Below are 25,822 nucleotides of genomic sequence, written 5' to 3' on the forward strand. Positions count from 1 at the left end.
CGTAAGTTTTACCCCAACTCGCTTAATTCCAGCCAACGTAATTCTTTTTCGTCGAGCTGCGATTTCATGTCGTCTAATTGCAAAGATTTTTCGTATAATTCGTCGTGATTCAGATTACCTGAATTAAGTAATTCTTCCAATTCGCCAATCTGCTGTTCCAGTTCCGGGATTTCGTTTTCCAGCTGCTCAAACTCACGTTTTTCGTTATACGATAATTTCTTTTTTGTTTGCGGTTGAGAAGGTTTTGCCGCAGCTTCCGATTTTGCTTTTGCTTCGGCTTTCTTTTTGGCTTCTTCTTTTGCTTTTTGTTGCTCGTCTTCTTCCACTTTGTTGCGGTACACAGTGTAATTTCCAGGGAAGTCAGTAATCGCTCCTTCGCCTTCAAAAACAAAAAGGTGATCCACAATTTTATCCATAAAAAAGCGGTCGTGCGAAACTACTACCACACAACCTGCAAACGACTGCAAATAATCTTCCAGTACGTTCAGCGTCATAATATCCAGGTCGTTGGTAGGCTCATCAAGGATCAGGAAATTCGGGTTTTGCATGAGTACCGTGCAAAGGTATAAGCGGCGTTGCTCTCCACCACTCAGCTTTTCAATGTAATTGTATTGCGTTTCAGGTGGGAATAGAAAATGCGTCAGCATTTGTGTGGCGCTCATTTTCGTTCCATCCTCAAAATGAATGAACTCGGCAATTTTTTGAACCGCCTCAATTACTTTTTCCTGCGGATCGAAAGCAATTCCTTCCTGGCGGTAGTAGCCAAATTTTATCGTTTGGCCAATTTCAATGTCACCCGAATCGGGAGTTAATGATTGGGTTAACAGGTTGAGGAAAGTTGACTTTCCGGTACCGTTTTTACCCACAATTCCCACTTTCTCGAAACGCTGAAATTTATACGAAAAATCTTCGATCAGTTTAACGCCGGGAAACGATTTGGATACATGTTCCAGCTCAACAATCTTCTTGCCCAGTCGTGCCGATTTTACGCTCATTTCCACCTTGTCATCGCGAATATTCTGCGAGGCTTTGTCTTTCAGTTCCTGAAACGCATCGACACGATATTTTGCTTTATGGCTCCGCGCTTTTGGCATGCGGCGCATCCACTCAATTTCGGTGCGCATCAGGTTTTTGGCTTTTGATATGCTGGCCTGTTGCATGGCAATGCGTTCGTCGCGTTTTTCTAAAAAGTACGAGTAATTGCCTTGGTAACGGTAGATTTGGTTGTCCTCCATTTCAATGATCTCGTTACAAACACGATCAAGAAAATAGCGGTCGTGCGTTACCATCAACAAGGTCGATTTTGTCTTTGCGAGATAAGCTTCCAGCCATTCAATCATTTCCAGATCGAGGTGGTTGGTGGGCTCGTCAAGAATCAGCAAGTCGGGTTGGTTGATTAGCACTTTTGCCAGTGCCAGGCGTTTTTTCTGCCCGCCGGAAAGTTCCGCTACTTTCTGCTCCAGGAAATTGATCTTCAGCTCTGTCAGGATCTGTTTAATTTCCACTTCTATAGCCCAGGCATTTAGCTCGTCCATTTTTGCCGAAATAGCAGAAATCTCATCTTGTTTGTTATGAGCCACAGCCAGCTCGAAAGCTTTTACGGTTTTTATCTTTTCGTTGTCGCTTTCAAAAACCTCCTCAATTACGGTGTTATTTGGATTCAAGTCAGGAATCTGCTCAAAGTAACCCATCTTAACATCGTTCGTGAGTGTGATCAATCCTTCATCGGCCGATTCTTTTCCGGCCAAAAGATCGAGCAGGGAAGATTTTCCTGCTCCGTTTTTTGCAATAAGTGCAACTTTCGCTCCTTCAAAAACAGTGAAGGAAATATTTTCGAAAAGCATTAACTCTCCCCAACGTTTCGAGAGGTTTTCAGCTTGTAAAAATGGTTTCATGTTTTACGATTTGTTTTGCGAAGAATCGTCTTTTTGTTCTTCTTGTAAGGCCACGCTGTCTTTGTAATCAAACAACATATTCAGGAAAGTAGGAATGTTTTTAGCTGTGGCACTGTTTGGCGAATTACTCAGAATTGCAATACCAATGTCTTCCTGGTCGCAAATGGCAATTTCAGCTTTATAGCCCAAAACATAACCGCCGTGGTAGGCAATTTCGCGACCTTTGTAATCTACAATTCGCCAGCCGATACCATAACGTTTTGATTTTACATCGCGTCCCCAGCTTTTGAAATAGGAGTGGTTTAACGGCGAATTTACCTGTGGCGTAAAAACAGTTTGACGTGCTTTTGTATCGAATATCTCCGAATCGTCGTCGGTTAACGTGCACAAAAAATGACCAAGATCGGAAATACTGGCGTTAACACCTGCTGCCGGGGCGGTGGTGTAATAACGATCGTTAAGGCGCATTGGGCTGTAACGATTGTGCCCGCGATTGTAATGCGGATAAGCTTTGTTATTGTTGTTTTTAAAATCTTCAAAATTCACCGAAGCATCGGCCATCCCAAATGGTTGGAATAATTTTTCTTTAATCACCGACTCAAAAGTTTTCTGTGTTTTTGCACACGTAATCGGATCGTAAATACTGTAAACCACATTTTGGTAGCCGTAATTTTGTCCGGGAGCAGCAGTCATATCAACCTGGTCTAATCGCTCAATAATCTTTTCCAAAGGTACTTTGTCTTCTACCATTAAATCGTAAGCGTGTGGAATCAAACCCGAGGTGTGGCTCAGTAAATGACGAACGGTAAGTTGGTTTGTGTATTCCGGATTTTTCAGTTTAAAATCGGGAAGGTAGTCAACAATGCGGTCGTCGAGTTTTACAATATTTTCTTCATCAAGAATGCCTGCCAACACACCGGTTACCGATTTTGAAACCGAAGCCAGGCGAAAAACAGTATTTTCGTTCACCGGATTTTTCTCTCCGGCTTTTCGAACGCCAAAACATTTCACCAGTGCAATTTTTCCTTTGTAGGTAATTACCGCTGCAGCTCCAACCGTTCCCGATTCTTTTAAATTTTGTTCCAGTAAACTATCGAAACGTGTAAGTGTATTTTCAATCTCAACAACGGGATTGTACTCCGGCTCAACAACAGCAACTTCCTGTTTGGCCTGTGCTTCTGCCTTTTCCGTTCCAACAAACGACTGTAATTTGAAAGCCAGAATTGCCAACCCAACTATCACCACAACTACGTAAATTCTTCTCTTCAAAACGATTCCTCCTTCACAATTTCAACAAAAATAGAATTTATCTGCTTGATTTTTAGGTGAAGTGGAATTTTCCGGACATTTTTTATTCACGAGTTGATATTAATAACCTGCAAAAAAGAAAAAAGCCGGCATGAACCGGCTTTTTATTTTGCTGTTTAATTATTACTTAAAACCATTTCTTGTAAGGAGGAGAAACGATGCTTAAGCAATTCATTAAATAGGACTGCACACTTTTGTTTTTGTTACACGTTTTGACAAGAAATTTCATTTATTTTTGAAAAAAATTGTAAAATGAGAAAGAAAGAACTCTTTGAATACATCATAGATTATTTTGAACAATCAATGCCAATCGCTGAAACAGAGCTCGATTACGGGAATCCGTTTGAGTTGATTGTTGCTGTAATTTTATCGGCTCAATGCACCGATAAACGGGTGAATCAAATTACTCCGGAATTGCTGAAACGTTTTCCAACACCTTACAAAATGGCAGAGGTGGAACCGGCAGAAGTTTTCGATTACATCAGAAGTTGCTCGTATCCGAATAATAAAGCCAAACACCTGGTTGGAATGGCGCAAAAACTTATCGAATTGTTTGATGGAGAAGTTCCGAGCGATGTTGATGACCTGCAAAAGTTACCTGGTGTAGGACGAAAAACGGCGAATGTAATTGCATCGGTAGTTTATAATAAACCGGCACTGGCTGTTGATACCCATGTTTTTAGAGTGGCAGCACGCATTGGATTAAGCACGAACGCAAAAACTCCTTTGGCAACCGAACTGCAGTTAATGAAATACATTCCTGAAGAACTGGTGCCCAAGGCCCACCACTGGCTTATTCTGCACGGGCGATACACCTGTTTGGCCCGCAAACCCAAATGCGAAAAATGCGGACTAACCGATGTTTGTAAATTTTATAAAAAGGAAGTGCAGAAGTAAGTTATACAAATTATGTGATGTCTGTTTTAATCGTTTGATTCCAATTCTCTGGCAGTTTCCTGAATGATTTTCCAGGCATTTTTCACATGTTTTTCTTCGATGTGCGTTTGACCGATATTCATGCGAAGCACAACTTGCCCGTTTAATTTTGTATGGGTAAAAAAGATCTTTCCGGCTTCGTTGATGGTGTTCATCAGTTTTAGATTGAACGCATCATCGGATTTATGGCGGAAGCAAACCAAATTCATTGTTGTGGGAACAACTACTTCAAAATCATCCGAAGTGTTTACCCAACTTTCAAATTCGTTAGCCAGTCGAACATGCTCGCGAATAAGGTGCTGAAGTCCTTCAACGCCGTAGTGGCGAATTACAAACCACAGTTTTAGTGACCTGAAACGCCGGCCGAGTTGAATGTGCCAGTCGCGGTAATCAAACACCTCGCCCGATTCTGTGGCTTTGTTGCGCAAATATTCAGGCAGAATGGAAAAAGTGTTGATCAGTTCATGACGGTTAGTTACCCAAAAAACATTACAATCGAAATTGGTGAACATCCATTTGTGTGGGTTAAAACTGTAACTGTCGGCCAATTCAACGCCGTTTGCTAAATGTCGGAATTCCGGACAAAGCATGGCTGTTCCCAGCGATGCAGCATCAATATGAAACCAGCATTTCTCCTGTTTACAGATCTTCCCGATTTCGGGTAGTGGATCAATTGCGGTTGATGAGGTTGTTCCAATAGTTCCGCAAACAAAAAATGGAATTAATCCATTGGCGCGGTCTTGTTGTATGTGTTGTTCGAGCAGGTCGGTCTGCATCGAGCAGTTTTCATCAACGTCGATCAGTCTCAAATTTGCCCGCCCGATTCCTGCAATTTTAATTCCTTTTTCAACCGATGAGTGCGTTTGCGACGAGACGTAAGCCACCAGCTTTGTATCCAGTCCGTCTTCGTTTGTTTTAAATCCTGTGGCTCTTTCACGTGCTGCTATAATTGCCGTTAATGCTGCTGTTGATGCGGTATCCTGAATAACACCACCACCCGATGAAGTCGACCTGAATTGTTCGGGCATGTCCATCATATCGGCCAGCCAATCGAGAACCCGCGTTTCCACTTCGGTAGCAGCCGGACTGGTAGCCCACAACATTCCCTGTACGCCAAGTCCCGAGGATACCAGGTCGCCTAAGATTGAGGGAAAAGAAGTGTTGGCATTAAAATAAGCGAAAAAGTTGGGCGACTGCCAGTGCGTAATTCCCGGCATTATCTTTTCATCAAGATCTTTAATCATATCATCAATACTTTCACCTTGCAGAGGTGCTGCATCCGGTAATGAATTGATGATATCGCCGGGTTTTACCTGCGAAAGAACTGGATAATCTTCAATCTGTTCGTAATAATCAGCAATCCAGTCGATTATTTTTTTGCCTTCTTCCCGAAACTGCTCCGGGCTCATGTGGTAGTTAAGTTTTTCCAATTTTGTGTGGTTTAGTTTTTTTAGATTGAGCTTTGCAAATACGCAGAAATATTAATACCTGACTTCAAAGTCGGTATACGTTTCAATAGCCTGAAGTTCGGCATGGTGAACACTCTTTATAAGGGAAAGGGGAGGACCAACCCATAGGTAATCAAGCAATGTTTTAACAGCCGGTTCCGAACCTTGAGCCACAACCATCACGCCTCCATCAACCGTATTGCGCACCCAGCCGGTAACATTTAGTAATTTGGCCTGTTGCTGCACGTAGTAGCGAAAACCTACTCCCTGAACTCTTCCTGTTACTCTTATTTCGTATTGAATCATATTTTTAAATTCATGCGAACGTAAAAGTAATAAAATTGATTATTTAAGCTTGTACCAAATAGTCAGTCAATTCTTTTTTGGTGGCTTTATATTTATTGCTTAAAGAGGAATCGGCAGCTTTAAGTTGATGCACAATTCGGGAAACCTGGTTCAATACATCCACGCATCCATCGTACGAACGATTGATTTTACTCTGTACAACCCAGTCCATAATGAGGTTGTCAAAAAAGTAATCGGCAAAAGTTGTCAGTCCGTCCAATTGCAGATCCATCGAGCTTACCTGGCCTACCTGAACATCTTTGAGTTCGCGGTTAAATTTGCGCAGCCAGTATTGTACATCATGGATTAGGGATTTTGCTTCGTCCATTTTCGAGTGTTTCACCGCCGTTGCCAGTAGTCCTCCGCCAACCATATCAAATGTACCCCAGTTTTGTGCTTTACGTAAAGATTCCAGTGCCAGCTTTAATCCTTTAATGGCCATTTCGCCGGCATGTATTGCCTCGTTAACTTCTTTCTTCTGTGAATAGTAGTGGCCGAGTTGTTCTTCATATTTCTGAAGCGTACCATCGTTTGCGGCTTTTAACTGCTGTTCTTTTGCTGTTAATTGCACTTTGTAATCTTTTTCGGGATTTCCACATTGTTGGAGTTCGCGGCTCAGTCTTTCAACCTCTTGTTTTAGGTTGTCGATCTGTTTTTGGCAATTCTCGTATTTCAGTTTGGCTGCCAGGTGTTCCTGCCGTTCTTTGTCAAGCTTCTTTTCTTTTGTTCCTAAAATCTCATGAAAAAGGCCGGATAGTCCTCCATCTTCCAGTCGTTTAATATCTTCGAACTCCTTCTGCAGTTCTTTTTTGAGTTGAATTAACTTGTTTTGTTCTTGAGTAAGTTCGTTTTGAGTAAGGTTTAAAAGTTTCTCAATGCGGTTTTTTTCTTCCGCACTTTCTTTTAATTGAATGAGGTTCATGTTTAAATTATGTTTTTGTAAAAATAGATAAAGATTTTTCGCCGGGTTAATTTTTAAAAGCTTCTACATTTTCGGGTTGTACCAGTGCCCAGATTGAATAAACACCGATGCCCGTTCCGATTGGGAAACTAAACAGGTTGAGTACAGAAATGATGAGGGTAAGAATTCGGGCCCACTCTTTACGTTTGAATAAACCTATTCCGGCAAGAATTCCCGGCAAGCTTACTATAAATGCAATGATCATGATAACATTGGCGATAATCGAAAGAACAAATTCGGCTTCGTGATCATCGGCAAAATCACCAATTAGGTGAAAAAGAATAAAAATAGTTGTTGCGATAATTAATCCAAAAATGCTGTAGCCAATTTGTAGTGTAGCAACTACGTTAATGTGTTTTTCCATGACTTGTTGTTTTTTGTTTCCCTGAATGTACAGAATTCACTGGTGTACCGGTGAAACTTTTAGATGAACAGCAACAATTTGCCGTTAAATTAGTTATTTAGATAGGGTTAGTTAATTAGAAAACTTTAATTTTGCATCGCTAAGTTTCAAAGGGATAGGATATGGAAATTTTAAAAGTAGTTTTATTGGCAGTTGCCTTGTTAGGCATCGGAATGCTGGGAATGACGATGAGGATTGTTTTTCTTAAAGGAGGAAAATTCCCGAATACGCACGTTGGTGGAAACGCGTATCTAAAGAAAAACGGTGTTTATTGTGCAACCACGCAAGATAAATTGGCACAGCGAGAGGCCAGAAAAGAACTGCAATTCAAAAAATTGAATTTAATAACAGATACAGAAGCCGGTAAATAACCGGCTTTTTTATTTTCGTAACATTTCGCCAAAACCTTCCGACATGTATACCTGGTTCTCACCATTTTCGTCGGCATAAATAAAGTAGATTTCCATTCCCGGCACCAGTCGTGCAATTTCAATTCCTGCATCTTTACCCAACACCATAAAAGCAGTGGCAAAAGCATCAGCAGTCATACAATCGTTGGCAACTACCGTAGAGCTTAACAAACTGTGCTGTACCGGGTATCCTGAAATTGGATCGATGGTGTGGGCATATTTTTTACCTTCATCTTCATAAAAGTTCAGGTAGTTTCCTGATGTTGCCATCGCGCGGTTTTCCAACATTAAAGCTGCACTTAATTCATTTTCAAAAGGATTTTCAATAGGCTCGCGAATTCCTATTGTCCACACTTTGCTTTTGTCGTTCGCGCCTTTTGCCACAACTTCGCCGCCAATATCAACCATGTAGTTCAGGCAGCCTTTTTTTTGCAGAAACTCACCGATCAGGTCGCAAGTGTAACCTTTGGCAATGGCGCTCATATTTATGGTCATGTGCGGATTTTCCTTTAGGATCCTGCCATTTTCCAGCTTGATCTTTTCATATCCACAAATTTGCTTTAAGGAATCCACCTTTTCATTTGTCATTTTTTGCCGGTCCTCGGGTCCAAATCCCCATGCGCTAATAAGCGGACCTGCGGTAATATCGAAAGCACCATTGGTAATTTTTGCAATTTCCTCAGCTTTTAAAAAGCAGGTTACAAATTCAGGTTCAAGCTCAACGGGAGTATTGTTATTTACTTTTGAGATGGTTGCCTCTTTGTCGTAGTGCGAAAAAATGCGCGACAGGCGTTGCAGCTCCTCGTCAATTTCCGTTTGCAGGTCTTCGCCGTTTGGACTTTCATATTTAATGCTGTAATAGGTGCCGTATATGGTTCCGTTATTGGCAATGTATTTCGAAGTGCCGGTGTTACAAGCTTGAAAAATAAAGATCAATCCAATTAGGAGAAGTATTCGCTGATTCATTTTTACGCATTTGAATTTGTTGCGAATTTAGGAAATTTATGCGCAAGGGGCAGTACTGCATAACTGAAAAACCAGAGAAGTTTTAATGAAAGCTCTCAATTATCTTTCAGTCATTAAATCAATCAGGCGGTTAAGTTTTTCGCGGAGGTCGATCAGTTCATCCACCGAAATTTTATCGGTATCAAGTTGAGCAACCAGTTTTTCCGGTATTTCGGCTGCAAGAGTGCGCAACTGTAACCCTTTGTCTGTTAGACTAACAGTTACTTTTCGTTCATCTTCATCTGATCGGGTACGTTTTACAATTCCCTGCACTTCCATCCTTTTTAAAAGCGGAGTGATGGTGTTAGTGTTCAGTATCAGTTTTTTTGCAATTGTATTTACCGGCATGGAATCGTGTTCCCAAAGCACCATTAAAACCAGGTATTGCGGGTAAGTAATTCCCAGCTCGTCGAGCATTGGCTGATACGTGCGTGTTATCAGGCGCGATGCTGCATAAATGGGGAAACAAAGCTGATTACTGAGTTTTAGCTGTTCGAATTCCATGTTATTTATTTTTTGTGCAAAGATAAAAAATGAAGTCGCTGAAGTGTGTCAACAACGGCTTCATTTACTGTTATTAATCTTCGTTTATTTTTTATTTAAATCTGTAAAAGTTTTGCAATGTGGCCTTCCAGTTTTTCGGGTTTTGTAGTTGGCGCAAATCGTTTTACCGGGTTACCTTCAGCATCGATCAGAAACTTTGTAAAATTCCATTTGATCTTACTTCCCAAAATTCCGCCCAGTTCTTTTTTCAGGTATTTGTAAATGGGGTGGGCGTTATCACCGTTTACATCTATTTTCGAGAACATTGGGAATGTTACACCATAGTTGAGCAGGCAACCTTCGGCAATTGATTTTTCGTCGCCGGGTTCCTGGTTGGCAAACTGGTTACACGGAAATCCGAGAATTACCAATCCTTTGTCTTTGTACTCTTTGTAAAGTTTTTCCAGCCCTTCAAACTGTGGTGTTAAGCCACAGTTACTGGCGGTGTTCACTACTAAAACCGTTTTCCCTTTGTAACTGTCCATGGCAACTTCTTTGCCCTGTAAACTTGTTGCTGAAAATTGATAAAAATTGTTTTCCATTGTTTAATTGTTTTCTTATTTGTCTTTTTTTTAAAATGTCGTACGCGATACAAATATAAAAACAATATTTAATGTCGCAAGCGATATAAAATAAATAGTAATAAAAAGTGGGGATAAATTCATATTTCGAAAAACTGTTCGTACTTTTGCGAACAACGAACAATGTAAGTTACATGGAAGTACAAATTATTACAGATCAGCAGCAAAAAATAGCCCGTTATGCAAAAGCACTCGGACATCCTGTGCGTGTGTATGTATTGCAATTGCTGGGCAAACAGAGTTGTTGCTACAGTGGCGATTTAAGTGACGAGCTGCCAATTGCAAAGTCAACTTTGTCGCAACATTTAAAAGAATTAAAGGATGCAGGATTGATTCAGGGCGAAATTGAAGCTCCTCGAATTAAATACTGTGTGAACAAAGAAAACTGGGTTGAAGCGCAGGAGTTGTTTAAAGATTTTCTGAAATTAGATTAAAAAATTTGAGAAAATAGTTCGTGAAACAGCGAGCAATAAATCAAAAAAAAACCAAAGGAAGATGGATATAAAAGTTTTAGGACCCGGCTGTGCAAAGTGCAAAAAGCTGGAACAACTAACAAGAACTGCAGTAAATGAGCTAGGCATTGAAGCCACAATCGAAAAAGTGGAAGACATTTACAAGATTATGCAATTTGGTGTGATGAGCACTCCGGGTTTAGTAGTAGATAATAAAGTTGTATTAACCGGGCGTTTACCAAAATCGGACGAATTAAAACAATTGTTAAGCGAATAATCAACCGACAAAAACTTATAAAATGAAAACCGTACTTTTTATTATGCTTGCCCTTTTTGTGTCTGTTTCAGCACAAACTTATGGAGCAACAACTCAAAAACCGGATAGTGCCAAAAAGGAGATTCTTTATTTCCACAATACCAGACGCTGTGCGACATGCAAAGCCATTGAGGCAGAGACTAAAAAGGTGTTGGATGAGAATTTCTCCAACGAAGTCAAAAATGGAAAAATTGTATTTAGCGAATACAATGCAGAAGACAAATCAAATAAAGAATTGGTAAAGGAACTGGGAGTAACCGGTACTGCATTAATTATTGTTGAAGGGGATAAGAAAACAGACCTTACCAGTAAAGGATTTATGTACGCGGTTAAACAACCGGAAAAGCTTCGCAAAGCGATAATAAAAGCACTGGAAGAATAGAATGGAAACATTTCTGACTTCACTATATGAGAATTCCGGAATACCGCTTCTTTCGGCTTTTATACTTGGATTGTTAACCGCAATCGGTCCTTGTTCAATGGCCACCAACATTACGGCCATTGGATTCATTAGCAAAGATATTGGCCAAAAGAAACAGGTTTTTTTTAGTGGTGTAGTTTATACCTTGGGCAGGGCAGCATCGTATTGGTTGTTGGCTTTTATTTTATTTATCGGAGCCGATCAGTTTAGTCTTTCCTACTTTTTTCAATCGTACGGCGAAAAAATTGTTGGACCACTATTGATTCTTATCGGACTGATTATGTTGGGTGTAATCAAGATAAATTTTCCGGGGCTGACAAAATTTTCCAAACGGTTGGAAGAAAAGAATAAGTGGAATTTCTGGAATGTATTCCTGTTGGGAATGGTTTTCGCTTTGGCTTTTTGTCCGTATAGCGGAGCATTTTATTTCGGAATGCTGATTCCCATGTCTATCGGATCGGTGCAGGGATTGGTATTGCCGCTGGCTTTTGCATTTGCCACAGGAATTCCGGTACTAATTATTGCCTGGCTGCTGGCCTATACAATTAGTGGTGTTAGTTCGTTTTACAACGTTCTGAAAAGTGTTGAGATTTGGATGCGCCGCGTAATTGCGGTGTTGTTTATCGGGGTGGGTATTTATTACATTCTGGTCATGTTTGTATTGCCATGAGTAAGATAATTTGTTATTGTAAAAATATTAGCGAAGCAGAAATTAGGTCTGCAATGGATAAAGGTGCTAAAAGCTTGCAGGATATAAAGGATACAACCGGAGCGTGTACCGGATCGGATTGTAAAACGCTAAATCCTTCAGGAAAATGTTGTGCCGATGATATTCGCCAGATATTGGGAGAACAGAAGCCTGAAAAGCCAAAGTGCTGCTGTTGTGGCTAATTTTTATGGCTGTGAATAAACCAGAGACCAGGATTTAAAAGCTGTTATTGAGATAAAAAATTTTAAAAGAATAGTTCGTAAAAATACGAATAGAAAAAAGATGATTGAGAAAGTGATAACACTAAACAGAAAAACAAACGGTTGGTTACTCCCGCTTTTTATGTTACCCGTTTGGTTATTGTTATACATGAACCTGCAAAACATTGCCGATTTAATTATCGACGATGTGGCAGGGATGCCCGCCGGAAAACATTTAACCGAAACACTGCGCTTTTTTATTTTCGAAGTGCCAAAAGTGATGCTACTGCTAGTGCTTATTATTTTCGGAGTTGGAATTATTCGCAGCTATTTCTCTACAGAGAAGACAAGGAAAATGCTGCAGGGAAAATCCTTGTTTACCGGAAATGTAATGGCGGCATTGTTAGGAATTGTAACTCCTTTTTGTTCGTGTTCGGCCATCCCTTTGTTTCTGGGATTTGTTGAGGCTGGTATTCCCATTGGCGTTACCTTTTCGTTTTTAATCGCGGCACCTATGGTAAACGAGGTGGCGCTGGTTTTACTGGTTGGTTTATTCGGCTGGAAAGTGGCGCTTATTTATGTTGGCACCGGTTTAACTATAGCAATTCTTTCGGGCTGGCTGATAGGCAAACTTAAAATGGAAAAATATGTCGCCGAGTGGGTTTACAGCGTAAAAGCAAATGCTGCAGCAGGAGAAGATGAAAAGCTTTCGTTTGGTGGCCGTATTCAGAAAGGATTTGATTCGGTTCGAGAAATTGTTGGTAAAATATGGATATATATTATTATCGGTATTGCCGTTGGGGCAGGAGCACATGGTTATGTTCCTCAAGATTTTCTTAGTTCCTTGCTTGGAAAGGAAAACTGGTATGGTGTTCCGCTGGCTATTTTAATGGGCGTTCCCATGTACTCCAACGCAGCCGGAATCATCCCAATTGTAAGTGTACTCATCGAAAAAGGTGTGTCGCTGGGCACTGCACTGGCATTTATGATGTCGGTAATCGCCTTGTCGCTCCCCGAAATAATCATCCTGAAAAAGGTATTAAAGTGGCAGTTAATAGCTGCGTTTGTGGGTATTGTTGCTGCCGGAATTGTAATTGTAGGATTCATTTTTAACTACGTGATGTAATTGTTTCAACTAACGATAAAACTCAAAAAGATGAAAACAAAAACCATTGGATTTATTGGTGGCGGAAGGATCACTAAGATCTTTTTGCAGGCGTTTAAAAACAAAAAAGTTGCTTTTGAGAACGTAAAAGTATTCGAACCAAACAGCGAAACGCTGAGTGCACTCCAGAATTTATTTCCGGATATTGAAGCTGCTGAGTCGGCACAAGCTGCTGCCAAACAACAATTGGTGGTTTTGGCTGTCCACCCGCCGGTAATGGCCGAAACACTTACAGCTATTAAAGATGTTGTATCAGAAGATACGCAGGTGCTTTCGCTGGCGCCAAAAGTTACTATCGAGAAAATTGCCGGTGCTTTGGGAACTTCAAAAGTTGTACGTATGATTCCTAATGCTACATCCTTCATTAACAAAGGTTATAATCCTGTGGCTTTTCATCCGGAAACCGATAAAAAAGCCAAAAAAGGCTTTATGAAGCTGGTGAAAGCTTTGGGCAAGAACTTCGAGGTGGAAGAGAATAAACTGGAAGGATATGCGATTGTTTCAGCCATGTTGCCAACCTATTTCTGGTTTCAGTGGGAAGAAATGCTAAGAGTTGCCGTAGCTACCGGTTTGGATAAAAATGAAGCAAAAAAAGCAGTGGAGGCCACATTGAAAAAATCGCATTCCATTTTCTTTAAATCGGGCATGTCGGCCGATGAGGTAAAAGATCTTATTCCGGTAAAACCTATTGGCGATGCCGAAGAGCAGATCAAAGAAATTTATCAGACCAAATTGTTGGGCTTATACGAGAAAATTAAAGCTTAAAAGACAAACCATAAAAAACGAAAGAGGGTAGTCGTTAAGACTTACCCCCTTTCTATGAACTCATTATGGTTACAAAAACAAAAACTCCAGTTTTAGTCAGCCATTCCTAAAACAATTTTCAGGTAAAGGGCTTCAGGAAGTAAGGCCGATTTTATCATGTAAAAATCATCGCCCGGTAATAAAAACGAGATATGGTGAAATCGTACATAGGTGTGGTAAAAAAAGCTGGCCCAGGCAAACTCCGGCGCACGGTCGGGGTAATCGGCCCGAACAAATTCTTCCAGTGTTAATGTCAGCCGGTCTCCCGCAATTTTTATGTTTCGTGGCGAACGAATGAACAGTGGCGATTGAAGCAAAAGTTCCAGGTTACTTTCAGGAGTATAGTTCACTTCTGCTATTTCTACCTGGTTTGAACTATCATTAATTTTTTCAAGGTGAATTGCCTGATTTTGTGCGTATTCATTAATATTTTGTATTGTTCTCATGATCGTATTTTTTTAGTGTGAATAATTGTTCTTTCCTGAACGGATGATGAGTATAAACCTGCCAAACTATTTCGGGTTGGCACAGCGATACTCGCTTTTAGATCACACTAAAGAAGGTGGTGGAAGGTCAATCAACCAGGCCGATAAAAGAAAGCAGTATCCGGCCGGAAAAGAAGCATTAACATCTTTTCCCTTCTCCGAGAAATAAGCGGATAGCTCGTTTGATACCACTATTCCCGAACCCGGAGCAAAATATTCGGTATCCAAATCTTCCGAAATAAATTGATCGGGAGAGATGATAATCGTTTGATTTTTCTGATTTGCGCAGAAGCTTTCGCACGAAGTTGTCTGAGACGGAAGTACATCTTCGCTTGCGGAATTGATTCCGAGCAGCAAAAAACATACTATGTAAAAAATCCATCTCATACGGTTTCTTTTGTTTCCGGAATTAAAATTAGTGCTTTAAATATATTGTAGAGCAGAATTAAAGTTAATTAGAGTTAACATTTCTTATCGAGTTGTTAATGATCCCGTTTGGGGTAGGCGTTAAGAGTTCATTAACATATTTTTTAGAACAATGGCCGGGTTTTGGCCGTTTAAAATTACCTTTGCAAGCGAATTAAAAAAAAACAAAAATTAATATGGACGAAGGCCCGTATCATAGAGAATTAAAAAATAACTCTTACCGCTAGGAGCCATATTGCCTCCTGCCGGTAAAAAACAGAGGAGGTATACCATGTTGAAAATTTTCAAAACCTTTGGTGGATACAACGAAATTGAAAAGCCGGAAAGCGGTTGCTGGATTAATGTTACACAACCCAACGCCAACGAAATAGAATTACTTACTAAAGATTTTAATGTACCGCAAGATGTTATGCGGGATATTCTCGATGCCGATGAGCGTTCGAGGATTGAGCACGACGATGATTGGTCGCTGATTATTATTCGTATTCCGGTACCCGACAAGGATAACGGAGTTCCGTATTTTACGGTGCCGCTCGGTATTTTTATGACCGAAAGTTTTACCATTACCATTTGTCAGGTTGAAAACGAGGTGTTGCCTTACGATAGTCCGTCGCTGTACCGCGATAATGTCCGACCGGTTAAAGACGTGTTGAATTTTGCGCTGAAACTGTTCCTGCGAACCGCCAATACTTATTTGCGTTACCTGAAATACATTAACCAGCAAACGGCCATTATTGAGCAGGATCTGGAAAAATCGATCCGAAACAAGGAGTTGAACCGACTGCTGAAAATGGAAAAGTGCCTGGTGTTTTTTATTACTTCGATAAAGGCCAATGAACTGGTTTTGGCGAAATTGAAGAATGGAAACCGGCGCTCGATTAGCGAGATCAACGAAGATCTGCTTGAAGATGCCATAATCGAAAACAAACAGGCGCTTGATATGGCGCAAATCTACTCCGACATTCAAAGCGGAATGATGGATGCTTTTGCTTCGGTTATTTCAAACAACCTGAATGTGGTAATGAAACAGCTGGCTTCCATTTCCATTATTTTAATGATACCTACACTCGTAGCCAGTTTTTATGGAATGAACGTGCCAAACAATCTGGAAACGCATCGTTGGGCATTTTTTCTCATCCTCGGAATTTCGGTAGTTCTGGCACTTATCGGTATCCTTATTTTCCGAAAACGCGAGTGGTTCTAAAACCAATATGCCTTTGGTAAATAATTCTACTTTAACAGATTATCTTTTCAATACAATTTTTTGGACTTTTACCCCGACCCTAAAGGGTGAAACCCAAAAAATCAATCTGGTTCCCTTTAGGGTTTAGGGTAAAACAGATTGAATTTTTCAATGGATCTGTTAAAGTAGAAATAATCAGTTTACCTTAAATTAATGATTTGTTTAGATGTATATATACGTCGGAATTTATTTTGACGTATATTTGCGTCAAAATAAGCAGCAATGGTACAATCAAAGACAGATTTATTCGATGAGGAACTGAAAACCCAGGCCGCCTGGTTTAAGGTGTTGGCACATCCGGCACGTTTAAAAATTTTGCAGTACCTGTCGGAAGCAAACAGTTGCATAACCGGAGATCTTTCGGAAGAATTACCATTGGGCAGAACCACCGTAAATCAGCACATTAAAGAGTTAAAAGAAGCCGGCTTAATACAGGGACATATCGAAGGAGTCAGGACAAAATATTGTTTGAATCCGAAGAAGATTACCGAAGTGAAGGCAATAATCGAACAATTCTTAACCAGTCTGAATGTGGGAGATTATGAATGTAAATCCTAATAAAATTCAATAAAAAATAAAATGAAAGTATTAATTCTTTGTACAGGCAACAGCTGCCGTAGCCAAATGGCACACGGTTTTTTACAATCGTTCGATGAGCGTATCCAGGTGGAGTCAGGAGGTACCGAAGCTTCCGGAAAACTTAACAGAAAAGCCGTTAAAGCAATGGCGGAAATTGGTATCGATATCAGCGAACATACTTCCGATTCTGTTCAGAAATTTTTAAACGAGGAATGGGACTATGTAATTACCGTTTGTGGTGGTGCCAACGAAAGTTGCCCGGCTTTTTTCGGTGAAGTGAAACACCGTCTGCATATTGGTTTCGACGATCCTTCGCACGCTACCGGTACCGATGAGTTTATCTGGAGCGAGTTTATTCGTGTGCGCGATGAGATTAAAGAGCGCTTTTACAAACTGTATGAGGACGAGATTAAACCACAACTGTAGTTCAATTTTTGTTTAACGGTTAATGGAACAAAAAATGGGCAACAACAAAAAACAAATCGGTTTTTTTGAAAAATACCTGAGCCTTTGGGTGGCAATTTGTATTGCTGTGGGAATTGGCATCGGGCACTTTGCCGGAGACAGCATCCAGGTATTAAGCAACATGGAGATTTACAAGGTGAACATTCCCGTTGCCATTTTAATCTGGATGATGATCTATCCCATGATGCTTCAGGTTGATTTTTCGAGCATCAAGAATGTGGGAAAACGCCCCAAAGGTTTAATTCTCACCTTAGTTGTAAACTGGTTGATAAAACCTTTTACCATGGCATTTTTTGCCTGGATATTTTTCTCAAAACTATATTCGGCGTTTATTTCGCCCGAGCAGGCCGGAGAATACATTGCCGGTGCAATTTTGCTGGGTGCAGCGCCATGTACAGCAATGGTTTTTGTGTGGAGCTATTTAACCAACGGAGACCCGAACTACACGCTGGTGCAGGTTTCGGTTAACGACCTGATTATTTTGGTGGCTTTTATCCCGATTGTTGGATTCCTTTTGGGAATTACCAACATCACCATTCCTTATGACACGCTGGTTGCGAGTATAGTTGTATTTGTGGTTGTGCCGCTTTTGGCGGGTTACCTTACCCACAAACTACTTGTTAAACAAAAGGGCGAAGATTGGTTTAAGAACACCTTTCTGCCGAAGTTTAAACCGGTTTCAATAATTGCCCTGTTGCTTACACTGGTTTTGTTGTTTGCTTTCCAGGGGGATATTATCGTTAAAAACCCGCTGATTATTGTGCTGGTTGCCATTCCGCTGGTTATTCAAACCTACTTTATCTTTTTTATTGCGTGGTTTGGCGGCCGGAAATTAAAATTACCACACGCAGTTTGTTCTCCGGCAGCGATGATCGGTGCCAGTAACTTTTTCGAGTTGGCAGTGGCCGTTGCAATTGCGTTGTTCGGTTTACAGTCGCAGGCAGCAATGGTTACTGTAGTAGGAGTGTTGGTCGAGGTTCCGGTAATGTTATCGCTGGTGCGGCTGGCCAATAAATGGAAATACTAATTCCTCTAAAATAGCTTTAAGATATTGAACAGGTAACAGGTAGCAACAGCGCTAAATGTTACCTGTTTTTTGTTTTAGGCCTTTCGCGAAAACGTATAAAGAGTGTTCTCAAAGCAACTGCTATCTTTGTACCACCAAAAAGAAAAAACCAAGATGATCGATTTTAAAATAGATAAGCAGAAATGCACCCAATGTGGTTTGTGTGCCGCCGATTGCCCAACACTGGTAATCAACCCAAAAAGCGAATACCCGGAAATTAAAGAAGGAAAAGAAGCACAGTGTATAAGATGTCAGCACTGTCTGGCAATTTGCCCAACGGCAGCGCTTTCAATTTTGGGGAAGAAGCCGGAAGACAGCATTCCGGTTAAAAAGAATATTGTTGAACCGGATAAATTGGCACAGTTAATCAAAACACGTCGCTCAATTCGTAAATTCAAAACCGATGAACTGGAGCCGGAATTCATACATGAATTGTTGGCAACGGCAGCTTATGCACCTACGGGGCACAATAAAAATATGGTGATGTTTTCGGTTGTCGATAATAAAAATGACCTGGCAAAATTAAGAGAGCTGGCTTATGCCGGTATCAAAAACGCTTTCGACGAAGGAAAACTTCCTGCACCGATGGCATTTATGAACGATTTTCAGCGTTTGTGGTACAGTAAACAAATTGATGTAATTTTCCGCAATGCACCGCATTTATTGATTGCTTCGGCTCCAAAAGCAATTGCCACGCCCGAAACCGATGCTACTATTGCTTTAAGTTATTTCGAACTGCTGGCCAACAGTAACGGCATCGGAACCTTATGGAACGGTTTTGTAAAATGGATTATCCGCGATATCGTTCCTGAATTAGGCCATAAAATTGGACTTCCCGAAGATCATGTAATCGCAGGAGTGTTGCTTTTCGGAAAACCTGCAGTAAAATATGCCCGCTCTGTTCAAAGCGAAGGACTGCATCTGAACCGTATCGAGCTGGACTAAAAATGAAATTGCCGGTGGGATAAAGTTCATCTTTTAAATAAGTGCTTATATTTGCTTGTGAATCATAGCAGCAGAGATTGCCGTTATGAATAAATCGGAAACTAAATCATAACCAATTTGGCATATCTCGAACTGGGAGTGCCGTTTTATTATGGAAAAACGACGAGTTGTAATTACCGGGCTTGGAGCACTTACGCCTATCGGAAATAATATAAACGAATTTTGGGAAAATGCGGTGAGCGGAAAAAGCGGCGCAGTTCCCATCACCAAATTCGATACATCCAATTTTAAAACCAAATTTGCCTGCGAGCTTAAAGGCTTTAATGTAATGGAGCATCTCGACCGGTCGGATATAAAATGTACCGACTTGTTTTCGCAATATGCACTGGTTACTACCGGCGAAGCTTTGCGGGATAGTGGTTTGGACTTGGCAGGCATCGACCCTTACGACATTGGCGTGATATGGGGATCGGGCCAGGGAGGCATGGATTATTACGAAAAAGAAGTAAAAGTTTATGCCAAAACCAACATTCCTCGATTTAGTCCGATGTTGGGGCCAAAAATGCTGATAAATATGGCGGCCGGAATGATTTCGCTAAAGTATGGCCTGAAAGGAATGAGCTTTACTACATCGTCGGCTTGTGCCACTTCGAACACGGCCATTATGGATGCCTACAACTACATAAAGCTGGGGAAAGCCAAAGTTTTTGTTACAGGCGGATCAGAAGCCGGAATTATTGAAATGGGAATCGGTGGTTTTAATGCCATGCGTGCCCTGTCTGTAAACAACGAGCACCCGGAACAGGCATCACGGCCTTTTGATGTAAACCGCGATGGTTTTGTGATGGGAGAGGGCGCCGGAACATTGATTCTTGAAGACTACGAACATGCCAAACAACGTGGCGCAAAAATATATGCCGAAATTGTAGGCGCTGCCATGACATCAGATGCCTACCATGTGGCGGCATCGCACCCCGATGGCGAAGGCGCATCAAAAGCGATGGAGTTTGCGTTGAAAGAAGCCGGGGTACAACCCGACGAGGTGGACTACCTGAATGCCCACGCTACATCAACACCAATTGGCGATATCAGCGAAATAAATGCCATACGCCGCTTGTTTGGCGAAAATCCTCACAACCTGAAAATCGGTTCATCAAAATCGATGACCGGCCATTTGCTGGGAGCTGCCGGAGCAGTGGAATCGATTCTTTGTATCAAAGCCATCGAAAAGGGGATAATCACACCTACTATCAATACTACCGAGATTGATCCTGTAATTCCGAAAACGATCAATATTGTTACCGGAGAAAGTGTGCATACCAACGTTGATGTGGCCATTACCAACAGCTTTGGTTTTGGAGGGCACAATGCTACTTTGGTGTTTAAAAAGTGGGTGGAATAGATTGCACGCAGATTTCGCGGATTTACGCGGATAAAATAATCCTCGATTATCTGCGGGAAACTTCTTTAATTTAAACTTTCATTATTTAAGAAGTTAAACCAGGGATAACATGCCGGTTAGTCTTCTAAAACCTTAATAATTTCAAAATTGATCTTGCCTTTTTTGGCTATTTTTACGCTAGCTCCTCTCTGTGCCGGAATAGTTTTAAACTGATAGCTGTGTTACAAGTTGGGCATTTGTGCCCGGTTAATTGAGTTTCATCTGTTTGGTTTTTATTTGTGTTAACGGTTGGTACATGTTGTCGGGGCGGATTTCGGAGAGCGTCAGTGTCCGATAGGGCATGACGGTCAAGAAAGGAGCAGAGACAACGCACACCACTGCACCCGCAATGCAATTTGCAAATTGTTACCGTGTCGTTTTTTGATTGATTAAAATTCGACATTTATAACTTGTGGTGAAACTACATAACTAAGATTTGGCAAGGGACCCAAAGAATCTTTAATAACCAGACTACCTTTTCCTTTAAACCTGTCATTCTCAAAACTAACTTCATGCCATATAAATTCGACATCCGCATTCTCGTAAAAACCATTGTAGTCAACAAGACCTGATTCAATCCTTATAAAATATTCAATTTGAATATAATTGGATTTGAATATTCCCTCTTTAAAAAAGTTATTTGGATTTGAGTCGTCTATGGGAATATCAAATCTTAAACTTCTGAATACTGACTGAGTTGTATCAACAACATAGAAACTGAATTGATTTGGATATTTTATTTCAGGCTCTGTGAAAAAATAAGAAGTTCCACCATGAAATGCGTAATCTTTACCATCTATTTTGACTTCAGCATCGAAATTGCCATTAATTGATTCAGTACAGTATTCTTCTAAAATTTCATTTTCTTCTATTTCTTCCTTTTGGCAGCCCCCTGCAATTAAAGCTATAACCAATGCTAGTAAAATAAGATTTTTCATTTTGAGTTTTTGTTGAGTTTTCATGTTAATTGAGTTTTTATTATTTTTTGAAAATTATTTATCGTTTTGCAACTATTGTGCCATTATGATAAGTTTAATATAAATGTCTGGTTTTTAAAATGCACGGTAACGTACGTGCATAGTGCAATGCAACATATATCTTATTAGTTTGCACTGCTGTAATTCTTTAATATTGTCCGTATTAATATAGAAGTGCGGGCCGGTTATAGTTTTTAATTTGTGCAGAATGAAGTTCAATGTATTCGGTAATTTTGGTTTTTTTAGTGCATTAAATATAATGTTTTATTTATTACATTTTAAAAAACGGTTTTTTGTAATGTACAAACTACACGCGAAAAATCTCCTTTGGCGAATGTAGTTTTTACATTGCTCAAAAGATCGCTAGTTTCCGAATGTAGTTTTTACATTGGTTAAAAGGGCGCCAGGCTTCAGATGTAGTTTCCACATTGGCCGAAAGATCGCTAGCTTTGGTTTGTACTCATTATAATAGTCAAAAGCCCACCAGCCCATAATATTTCCTTTACATTTCTCCTGATATCCGGTTCGTTGGCTTAATGTATTTTTATTCCATCCGGAAAAACTGTTCGCAAGCCGTACGGTAGATTGAAAATGATAATATGTTCAAAAACATAGTGTTAACGTATTGACTTTTTGTTAAACACGCCGTAAATTGCTAACGCTAACTGCCCGGGCAGACAAAATACATTAACTTTTATTCCTGCCTCCACGTTTAGCCCAAATAAAATTTTTGTTTAATAAAAAACCTTCAACATTATGATCGAGAGAATGAACACCACCAGCCGCACAACCGACGTACACGGAACAACACGTTTACTTATTAATGCCTACCTGCAATCGGGCTTAACCGAAGACCGTACGCTAACACCAATGTTTACTACGATTACCCAAACAAACACTGCCCTTGGCGATGCCATCGACCGCTCGAAAGCCCAAAGTATTTTGGCCGATAAAGATGCTATCCGCGATGCTGCCGACCGGGCAGTGGGCTACCTGGTTAAAGGTTACACGTATCACCCCGACGAAGCCATTCGCAACGCAGCGTTGGTGGTTGAGGCGGTATTTAATAAATATGGGTTTTCGGTTACCGAAGAGGGATATGTAACCGAATCGTCGCACCTGGTATCGATGCTGGCCGATTATGCGGCCCCCGAGGTGCAGGCAGCTATTGCATTGCTGCCGGGAGTGGCCGAAAATATTGGAATCCTGCAAGCAGCTCAAGACGATTTCGAAAACACACAAACCCAGTACGCCGAAGAACTGGCGGAAGAAGATAACCTGCCAAATGCCACCGAGCTGAAAAAAGAAGTGCTTGCCCTGGTAAACGACGATTTGGTGATATTCCTGCGTTCGGCCGATCGATTTCAGGCCGAAACATACGGCGCATTTGCCGCTGTTGTTGCTAAAATAATTGCCGACTTGAATGAAACAGTTCGCAAACGCCGGAGTAAAGATGATTCTGATGATTAATATATGAATTTTGTTGATTTGGAAAGGGGATGTTGCCTTATGCGCATCCCTTTTTTTGTGCTTGTTTTGCACCGTCCTTTAAGGCGGTGATTACGGAGATAATTGCTTTTCAAACCAAGTAGCCCTCACGGACTACTCTTAAATGTAGCGGACTTTCAGTCCTTTGCGAGTTGAGGGGTGAAGCCCCGGCCATTATAGCATCGTTCATTAGGGCGGTGATTATGGAGACATTAGCCTAAATAGGCTTTAGCCTTTAAGAACAAAATTAAAGGCTGAAGCCCTTTCTCGGATCTGCCATTTTATCACCGGGCTAAAGCCACGGTGCAAGAATTGACATCATCTCAAATAATCAATTTCTTATTGATTATTGAATATTCTACATTTTAACCAGGAAACGATGGATGAACCTTTTTGAGTTGAGATTGCAAGCGAGAAATGTAAGAAGCAATCTAATAGATAATCTAAAACTCAATACCTTTACGCGCCGGCACACCTTTTTTGTAGTAGTGTTTTACTTCTTTCATTTCGGTAACCAGGTCGGCCAGTTCGATTATTTCGTCGGGGGCATAACGGCCTGTAAGCACCAGTTCCAGGTTGGCGGGTTTGGTGGTAATCAACTGCCTTACCGCTTCAACAGAAATAAGTTTATAGTGCAGCGCAATAAAAATTTCATCCAGAATAATTAAATCATAGCTTTCGGATTGTACCAAAGCTTTAATTTCATTCAAACCTTGTTGAGCCGCTTCAATATCGGCACCGGTGGGCTTCTTTTTAATAAAATATCCTTTGCCGTATTGTTTTACTTCGGCTTGCGGCAGGTAGTTTTGTACTGCCTTTATTTCGGAGTAGGTTTTCCCTTTTACAAACTGGGCGATAAACACTTTTTTATCTGCTCCGGATGCCCGCAAAGCCAGTCCAAAAGCTGCTGTTGTTTTTCCTTTGCCGTTTCCGGTGTATATGTGTACGTAGCCTTTCATGCTGAAATTTGGTTTTTGCAAAAGTAGTTTCTTTCGTAAGCTTTTAAAAATAATTGTGGTTGCTGTGCGTAAATTAGAGTTGCTAAATGGTGAAAAGAACAGAATTAGCTTTACCCTTTTGTCTGTCGACATTTTCCCTTAAAAAAGGAAAAAGGCCATGATGTAAAGTTTGAATGTAGCTTGTAACCGGCTCCCCTCTTTAGGGGAGCTTCCGTCGATTGACGGATGAGGGTAAAGCTTTAAACAGCTAACTTTCTATTTCAAAAAAAAGCCCGGGGCTGCAAAGTTAAAACACATACAGCTCCGGGATCAACTATTGTAGACTATGCTTTTTTAATCAACCATAAACTTCACCCCAAACGAAAACATTGATGCGCTGAACGCTGAATCGCGGTCGTATTTATGGTATTTTAAATCGATACTTTTTAATCCAAGTTTCCAGATGTGCCCTTTCGTAAACACATCGGTATAGCTTATACCAAACCCGTAGTTATTGGCTGAAAATTCCGACAGGTCGTAGTCCGAGGTGTAAAATTCTTCGGTCGACAAATGCTCGTTGTACGGAGCAAAATAGTCGGCTGCCGTTTGGTTGTAAAAACGGTACGACGGGTACAGCGTAAATTTATCGGTAATTTTTACCGGGATTTCAATGCTTGCCGTGTGCGAAGCAATTCCCCAGTCGTCGGTGTAATACCGGTAAAAGGTTCGCAAGGTTACCCGGTGGTTTACAAAATAGTTGAGGCGGGCCCCCAGCGCAATTTTAAAGCGCGAGTCGGGCAGCTGCTCAATATCGTCGGCCAAATGGAAATTCTCGAAAAAGTAATCTTCCTTATCCGCAAAATAAATGCGGTGAAACGGTGTCGACAACAATCCATCCTGCAAAATAAAATCGGCCGAAACATAACCTGTCATCCGGCTCGACAGGATTTGCGAAAGACCGATACCCGCCGAGTAAGAGTTCCGTCCTTTGCTGCTATGTTCGTTAAACGACGGATCGTAACCGGGAACTACCTGTTGGAACGAACTTCCTTCATCCTGCCTTAGTTCGATAGGGTAGATGAGGCTCCAGGTATCGAGGTACACGTTACCGTTCAGCGATAACTCGGTGTTCTTTTCGTTGAAAAGCCAGGTGCGTCCGGCACCAAGACCAAACGAGGTGTAATCAAATTCAGCCGAAACCGATAAGTTGGCATTCCACAGCCGGTTTCTGTCGTCGGAGCTATGGCTGTAACTTCCAACCACATTTCCCCATACATCCGATTTTGATGCACCACTGCTGGCCACAAAAGGGTCGACCGACTGCTTGCCATCAAAAGGATTAATGTTACTCGATGAAGCCGAAGTGTAGGCCGAAATGTTCGCGTTAATGGTCAGCACGTCGTCGTCGTTCAACGGAACGGCCACGATTATAGTTGGCGAAAAATCGGTAAGTTCCTCGGTTCCCCGGCCACCTGTAACAGCGGCATTCTCTCCGTCCTGCTCGTAATAGTTCAGCAGAATATCTATCTCTGTATGCTCCAGTACGCGTTTTTTGTATTCGCCCGCAGCATTGTCGTCCTGGGCGCTAACAGCAAGCACTGAAGCAGTCAATAATAAACTCAATAAATACTTCATGTTTTAAATTGGATTTAATTGCAGCCGCATCCGCCACCGGTTTTACCTCCGTTTGCTCCCGAAGCAGCCTCTCTGTACGATTGAAAAGTAGTTTGAAATTTGTCGATCTTGCGGTCGGCCAAGGCCATATCCGGATCGTTTATATTTACCTTTTCGTACTCTTTAAGCACTGTGCACGAACTGAAAAGCATGATGCCCAGTCCGGCCAGTAAAATAATTTTTTTCTTCATCC

The 25,822-nt window shown here is 41.1% G+C and carries 31 protein-coding genes; 16 read left to right on the forward strand and 15 right to left on the reverse strand.

Annotation, left to right across the window (positions count from 1 at the left end):
- Window positions 1-8 precede the first annotated feature (8 nt).
- Both G4420_RS22420 and G4420_RS22425 read right to left on the reverse strand, forming a co-directional pair.
- Window positions 9-1,895 carry an ABC-F family ATP-binding cassette domain-containing protein gene (locus G4420_RS22420; protein ID WP_163326189.1) on the reverse strand — a complete coding sequence of 629 codons (1,887 nt, stop codon included), beginning with the start codon at window positions 1,893-1,895 and terminating at the stop codon, window positions 9-11.
- A gap of 3 nt (window positions 1,896-1,898) precedes the next feature.
- Window positions 1,899-3,164, reverse strand: coding sequence for a serine hydrolase domain-containing protein (locus G4420_RS22425; RefSeq protein WP_163326190.1), 1,266 nt, complete (start codon window positions 3,162-3,164; stop codon window positions 1,899-1,901).
- Window positions 3,165-3,455: 291 nt separating this feature from the next.
- Between G4420_RS22425 and nth the strand changes: the two genes are divergently transcribed.
- A complete protein-coding gene (gene nth, locus G4420_RS22430) occupies window positions 3,456-4,100 on the forward strand; it encodes an endonuclease III (RefSeq protein WP_163326191.1) in 645 nt (214 codons plus the stop codon).
- A 26-nt stretch (window positions 4,101-4,126) separates the two neighbouring features.
- Here the strand turns inward: nth and G4420_RS22435 are convergent, their stop codons facing one another.
- From G4420_RS22435 to G4420_RS22450, 4 genes are read right to left on the reverse strand one after another with little or no spacing between them, the layout of a single operon-like run.
- A complete protein-coding gene (locus G4420_RS22435) occupies window positions 4,127-5,569 on the reverse strand; it encodes a pyridoxal-dependent decarboxylase (RefSeq protein ID WP_204273792.1) in 1,443 nt (480 codons plus the stop codon).
- A gap of 51 nt (window positions 5,570-5,620) precedes the next feature.
- On the reverse strand, window positions 5,621-5,893 hold the full coding sequence (locus G4420_RS22440; protein WP_163326192.1) for an acylphosphatase: 273 nt from the start codon (window positions 5,891-5,893) through the stop codon (window positions 5,621-5,623).
- 43 nt (window positions 5,894-5,936) lie between these two features.
- Entirely contained in the window at window positions 5,937-6,854 is a 918-nt protein-coding gene (locus G4420_RS22445; RefSeq protein WP_163326193.1) for a hypothetical protein, read from the reverse strand.
- A 46-nt stretch (window positions 6,855-6,900) separates the two neighbouring features.
- On the reverse strand, window positions 6,901-7,257 hold the full coding sequence (locus G4420_RS22450; RefSeq protein ID WP_163326194.1) for a hypothetical protein: 357 nt from the start codon (window positions 7,255-7,257) through the stop codon (window positions 6,901-6,903).
- A gap of 161 nt (window positions 7,258-7,418) precedes the next feature.
- On the opposite strand from G4420_RS22450, the gene G4420_RS22455 reads away from it, so the two are divergent.
- Entirely contained in the window at window positions 7,419-7,667 is a 249-nt protein-coding gene (locus tag G4420_RS22455; RefSeq protein ID WP_163326195.1) for a hypothetical protein, read from the forward strand.
- 9 nt (window positions 7,668-7,676) lie between these two features.
- On the opposite strand, the gene G4420_RS22460 is transcribed toward G4420_RS22455, so the two are convergent.
- The 3 genes from G4420_RS22460 to G4420_RS22470 all read right to left on the reverse strand — a co-directional run bounded on the left by G4420_RS22460 (window position 7,677) and on the right by G4420_RS22470 (window position 9,796).
- On the reverse strand, window positions 7,677-8,672 hold the full coding sequence (locus G4420_RS22460; protein ID WP_163326196.1) for an FAD:protein FMN transferase: 996 nt from the start codon (window positions 8,670-8,672) through the stop codon (window positions 7,677-7,679).
- Between the two features lie 99 nt (window positions 8,673-8,771).
- Complete coding sequence (locus tag G4420_RS22465) at window positions 8,772-9,215, reverse strand: MarR family winged helix-turn-helix transcriptional regulator (protein ID WP_163326197.1); 444 nt, start codon at window positions 9,213-9,215, stop codon at window positions 8,772-8,774.
- Between the two features lie 95 nt (window positions 9,216-9,310).
- Window positions 9,311-9,796 (reverse strand): glutathione peroxidase, encoded by a 486-nt coding sequence (locus tag G4420_RS22470; protein WP_163326198.1) that lies wholly within the window; start codon window positions 9,794-9,796, stop codon window positions 9,311-9,313.
- 173 nt (window positions 9,797-9,969) lie between these two features.
- Between G4420_RS22470 and G4420_RS22475 the strand changes: the two genes are divergently transcribed.
- The 7 genes from G4420_RS22475 to G4420_RS22505 all read left to right on the forward strand — a co-directional run bounded on the left by G4420_RS22475 (window position 9,970) and on the right by G4420_RS22505 (window position 13,863).
- Complete coding sequence (locus G4420_RS22475) at window positions 9,970-10,269, forward strand: ArsR/SmtB family transcription factor (protein ID WP_163326199.1); 300 nt, start codon at window positions 9,970-9,972, stop codon at window positions 10,267-10,269.
- A gap of 61 nt (window positions 10,270-10,330) precedes the next feature.
- Window positions 10,331-10,564 carry a thioredoxin family protein gene (locus G4420_RS22480; RefSeq protein ID WP_163326200.1) on the forward strand — a complete coding sequence of 78 codons (234 nt, stop codon included), beginning with the start codon at window positions 10,331-10,333 and terminating at the stop codon, window positions 10,562-10,564.
- A 22-nt stretch (window positions 10,565-10,586) separates the two neighbouring features.
- A complete protein-coding gene (locus G4420_RS22485) occupies window positions 10,587-10,985 on the forward strand; it encodes a nitrophenyl compound nitroreductase subunit ArsF family protein (protein ID WP_163326201.1) in 399 nt (132 codons plus the stop codon).
- A gap of 1 nt (window position 10,986) precedes the next feature.
- Entirely contained in the window at window positions 10,987-11,694 is a 708-nt protein-coding gene (locus G4420_RS22490; RefSeq protein WP_163326202.1) for an aromatic aminobenezylarsenical efflux permease ArsG family transporter, read from the forward strand.
- On the forward strand, window positions 11,691-11,915 hold the full coding sequence (locus G4420_RS22495; protein WP_163326203.1) for a (2Fe-2S)-binding protein: 225 nt from the start codon (window positions 11,691-11,693) through the stop codon (window positions 11,913-11,915). Before G4420_RS22490 ends, G4420_RS22495 begins: the two co-directional genes overlap by 4 nt.
- A gap of 100 nt (window positions 11,916-12,015) precedes the next feature.
- Window positions 12,016-13,059 carry a permease gene (locus G4420_RS22500; RefSeq protein ID WP_163326204.1) on the forward strand — a complete coding sequence of 348 codons (1,044 nt, stop codon included), beginning with the start codon at window positions 12,016-12,018 and terminating at the stop codon, window positions 13,057-13,059.
- A 30-nt stretch (window positions 13,060-13,089) separates the two neighbouring features.
- On the forward strand, window positions 13,090-13,863 hold the full coding sequence (locus G4420_RS22505) for a pyrroline-5-carboxylate reductase family protein (RefSeq protein ID WP_163326205.1): 774 nt from the start codon (window positions 13,090-13,092) through the stop codon (window positions 13,861-13,863).
- A 92-nt stretch (window positions 13,864-13,955) separates the two neighbouring features.
- Here G4420_RS22505 and G4420_RS22510 read toward each other — a convergent pair whose 3' ends face one another.
- Window positions 13,956-14,348 (reverse strand): hypothetical protein, encoded by a 393-nt coding sequence (locus tag G4420_RS22510; protein WP_163326206.1) that lies wholly within the window; start codon window positions 14,346-14,348, stop codon window positions 13,956-13,958.
- 102 nt (window positions 14,349-14,450) lie between these two features.
- Window positions 14,451-14,774 carry a hypothetical protein gene (locus G4420_RS22515; protein ID WP_163326207.1) on the reverse strand — a complete coding sequence of 108 codons (324 nt, stop codon included), beginning with the start codon at window positions 14,772-14,774 and terminating at the stop codon, window positions 14,451-14,453.
- 310 nt (window positions 14,775-15,084) lie between these two features.
- Between G4420_RS22515 and G4420_RS22520 the strand changes: the two genes are divergently transcribed.
- The 6 genes from G4420_RS22520 (at window position 15,085) to fabF (ending at window position 20,513) form a co-directional block, all read left to right on the forward strand.
- On the forward strand, window positions 15,085-16,017 hold the full coding sequence (locus G4420_RS22520; protein WP_163326208.1) for a magnesium transporter CorA family protein: 933 nt from the start codon (window positions 15,085-15,087) through the stop codon (window positions 16,015-16,017).
- A gap of 261 nt (window positions 16,018-16,278) precedes the next feature.
- The gene (locus G4420_RS22525; protein ID WP_163326209.1) at window positions 16,279-16,614 is read left to right on the forward strand and encodes an ArsR/SmtB family transcription factor; all 336 of its coding nucleotides are present in this window, start codon (window positions 16,279-16,281) and stop codon (window positions 16,612-16,614) included.
- Window positions 16,615-16,635: 21 nt separating this feature from the next.
- On the forward strand, window positions 16,636-17,061 hold the full coding sequence (locus G4420_RS22530) for an arsenate reductase ArsC (RefSeq protein ID WP_163326210.1): 426 nt from the start codon (window positions 16,636-16,638) through the stop codon (window positions 17,059-17,061).
- A 34-nt stretch (window positions 17,062-17,095) separates the two neighbouring features.
- Complete coding sequence (gene arsB, locus G4420_RS22535; RefSeq protein ID WP_163326211.1) at window positions 17,096-18,127, forward strand: ACR3 family arsenite efflux transporter; 1,032 nt, start codon at window positions 17,096-17,098, stop codon at window positions 18,125-18,127.
- 153 nt (window positions 18,128-18,280) lie between these two features.
- Window positions 18,281-19,111 carry a nitroreductase family protein gene (locus G4420_RS22540; RefSeq protein WP_163326212.1) on the forward strand — a complete coding sequence of 277 codons (831 nt, stop codon included), beginning with the start codon at window positions 18,281-18,283 and terminating at the stop codon, window positions 19,109-19,111.
- A 151-nt stretch (window positions 19,112-19,262) separates the two neighbouring features.
- On the forward strand, window positions 19,263-20,513 hold the full coding sequence (gene fabF / locus G4420_RS22545) for a beta-ketoacyl-ACP synthase II (protein ID WP_163326213.1): 1,251 nt from the start codon (window positions 19,263-19,265) through the stop codon (window positions 20,511-20,513).
- A 428-nt stretch (window positions 20,514-20,941) separates the two neighbouring features.
- Here the strand turns inward: fabF and G4420_RS22550 are convergent, their stop codons facing one another.
- Entirely contained in the window at window positions 20,942-21,514 is a 573-nt protein-coding gene (locus G4420_RS22550) for a hypothetical protein (RefSeq protein WP_163326214.1), read from the reverse strand.
- Between the two features lie 771 nt (window positions 21,515-22,285).
- Here G4420_RS22550 and G4420_RS22555 point away from each other — a divergent pair.
- A complete protein-coding gene (locus G4420_RS22555; RefSeq protein WP_163326215.1) occupies window positions 22,286-22,999 on the forward strand; it encodes a DUF6261 family protein in 714 nt (237 codons plus the stop codon).
- Window positions 23,000-23,460: 461 nt separating this feature from the next.
- Here G4420_RS22555 and cobO read toward each other — a convergent pair whose 3' ends face one another.
- The 3 genes from cobO to G4420_RS22570 all read right to left on the reverse strand — a co-directional run bounded on the left by cobO (window position 23,461) and on the right by G4420_RS22570 (window position 25,820).
- Window positions 23,461-23,976 carry a cob(I)yrinic acid a,c-diamide adenosyltransferase gene (gene cobO / locus G4420_RS22560; RefSeq protein WP_163326216.1) on the reverse strand — a complete coding sequence of 172 codons (516 nt, stop codon included), beginning with the start codon at window positions 23,974-23,976 and terminating at the stop codon, window positions 23,461-23,463.
- A gap of 333 nt (window positions 23,977-24,309) precedes the next feature.
- Window positions 24,310-25,590: a DUF3570 domain-containing protein gene (locus G4420_RS22565; RefSeq protein ID WP_163326217.1), complete on the reverse strand. Its 1,281-nt coding sequence runs from the start codon at window positions 25,588-25,590 to the stop codon at window positions 24,310-24,312.
- Window positions 25,591-25,604: 14 nt separating this feature from the next.
- Complete coding sequence (locus G4420_RS22570; RefSeq protein WP_163326218.1) at window positions 25,605-25,820, reverse strand: DUF4266 domain-containing protein; 216 nt, start codon at window positions 25,818-25,820, stop codon at window positions 25,605-25,607.
- Window positions 25,821-25,822: the final 2 nt, after the last annotated feature.

The sequence above is a fragment of the Draconibacterium mangrovi genome, assembly GCF_010586825.1.
Classification (GTDB): domain Bacteria; phylum Bacteroidota; class Bacteroidia; order Bacteroidales; family Prolixibacteraceae; genus Draconibacterium; species Draconibacterium mangrovi.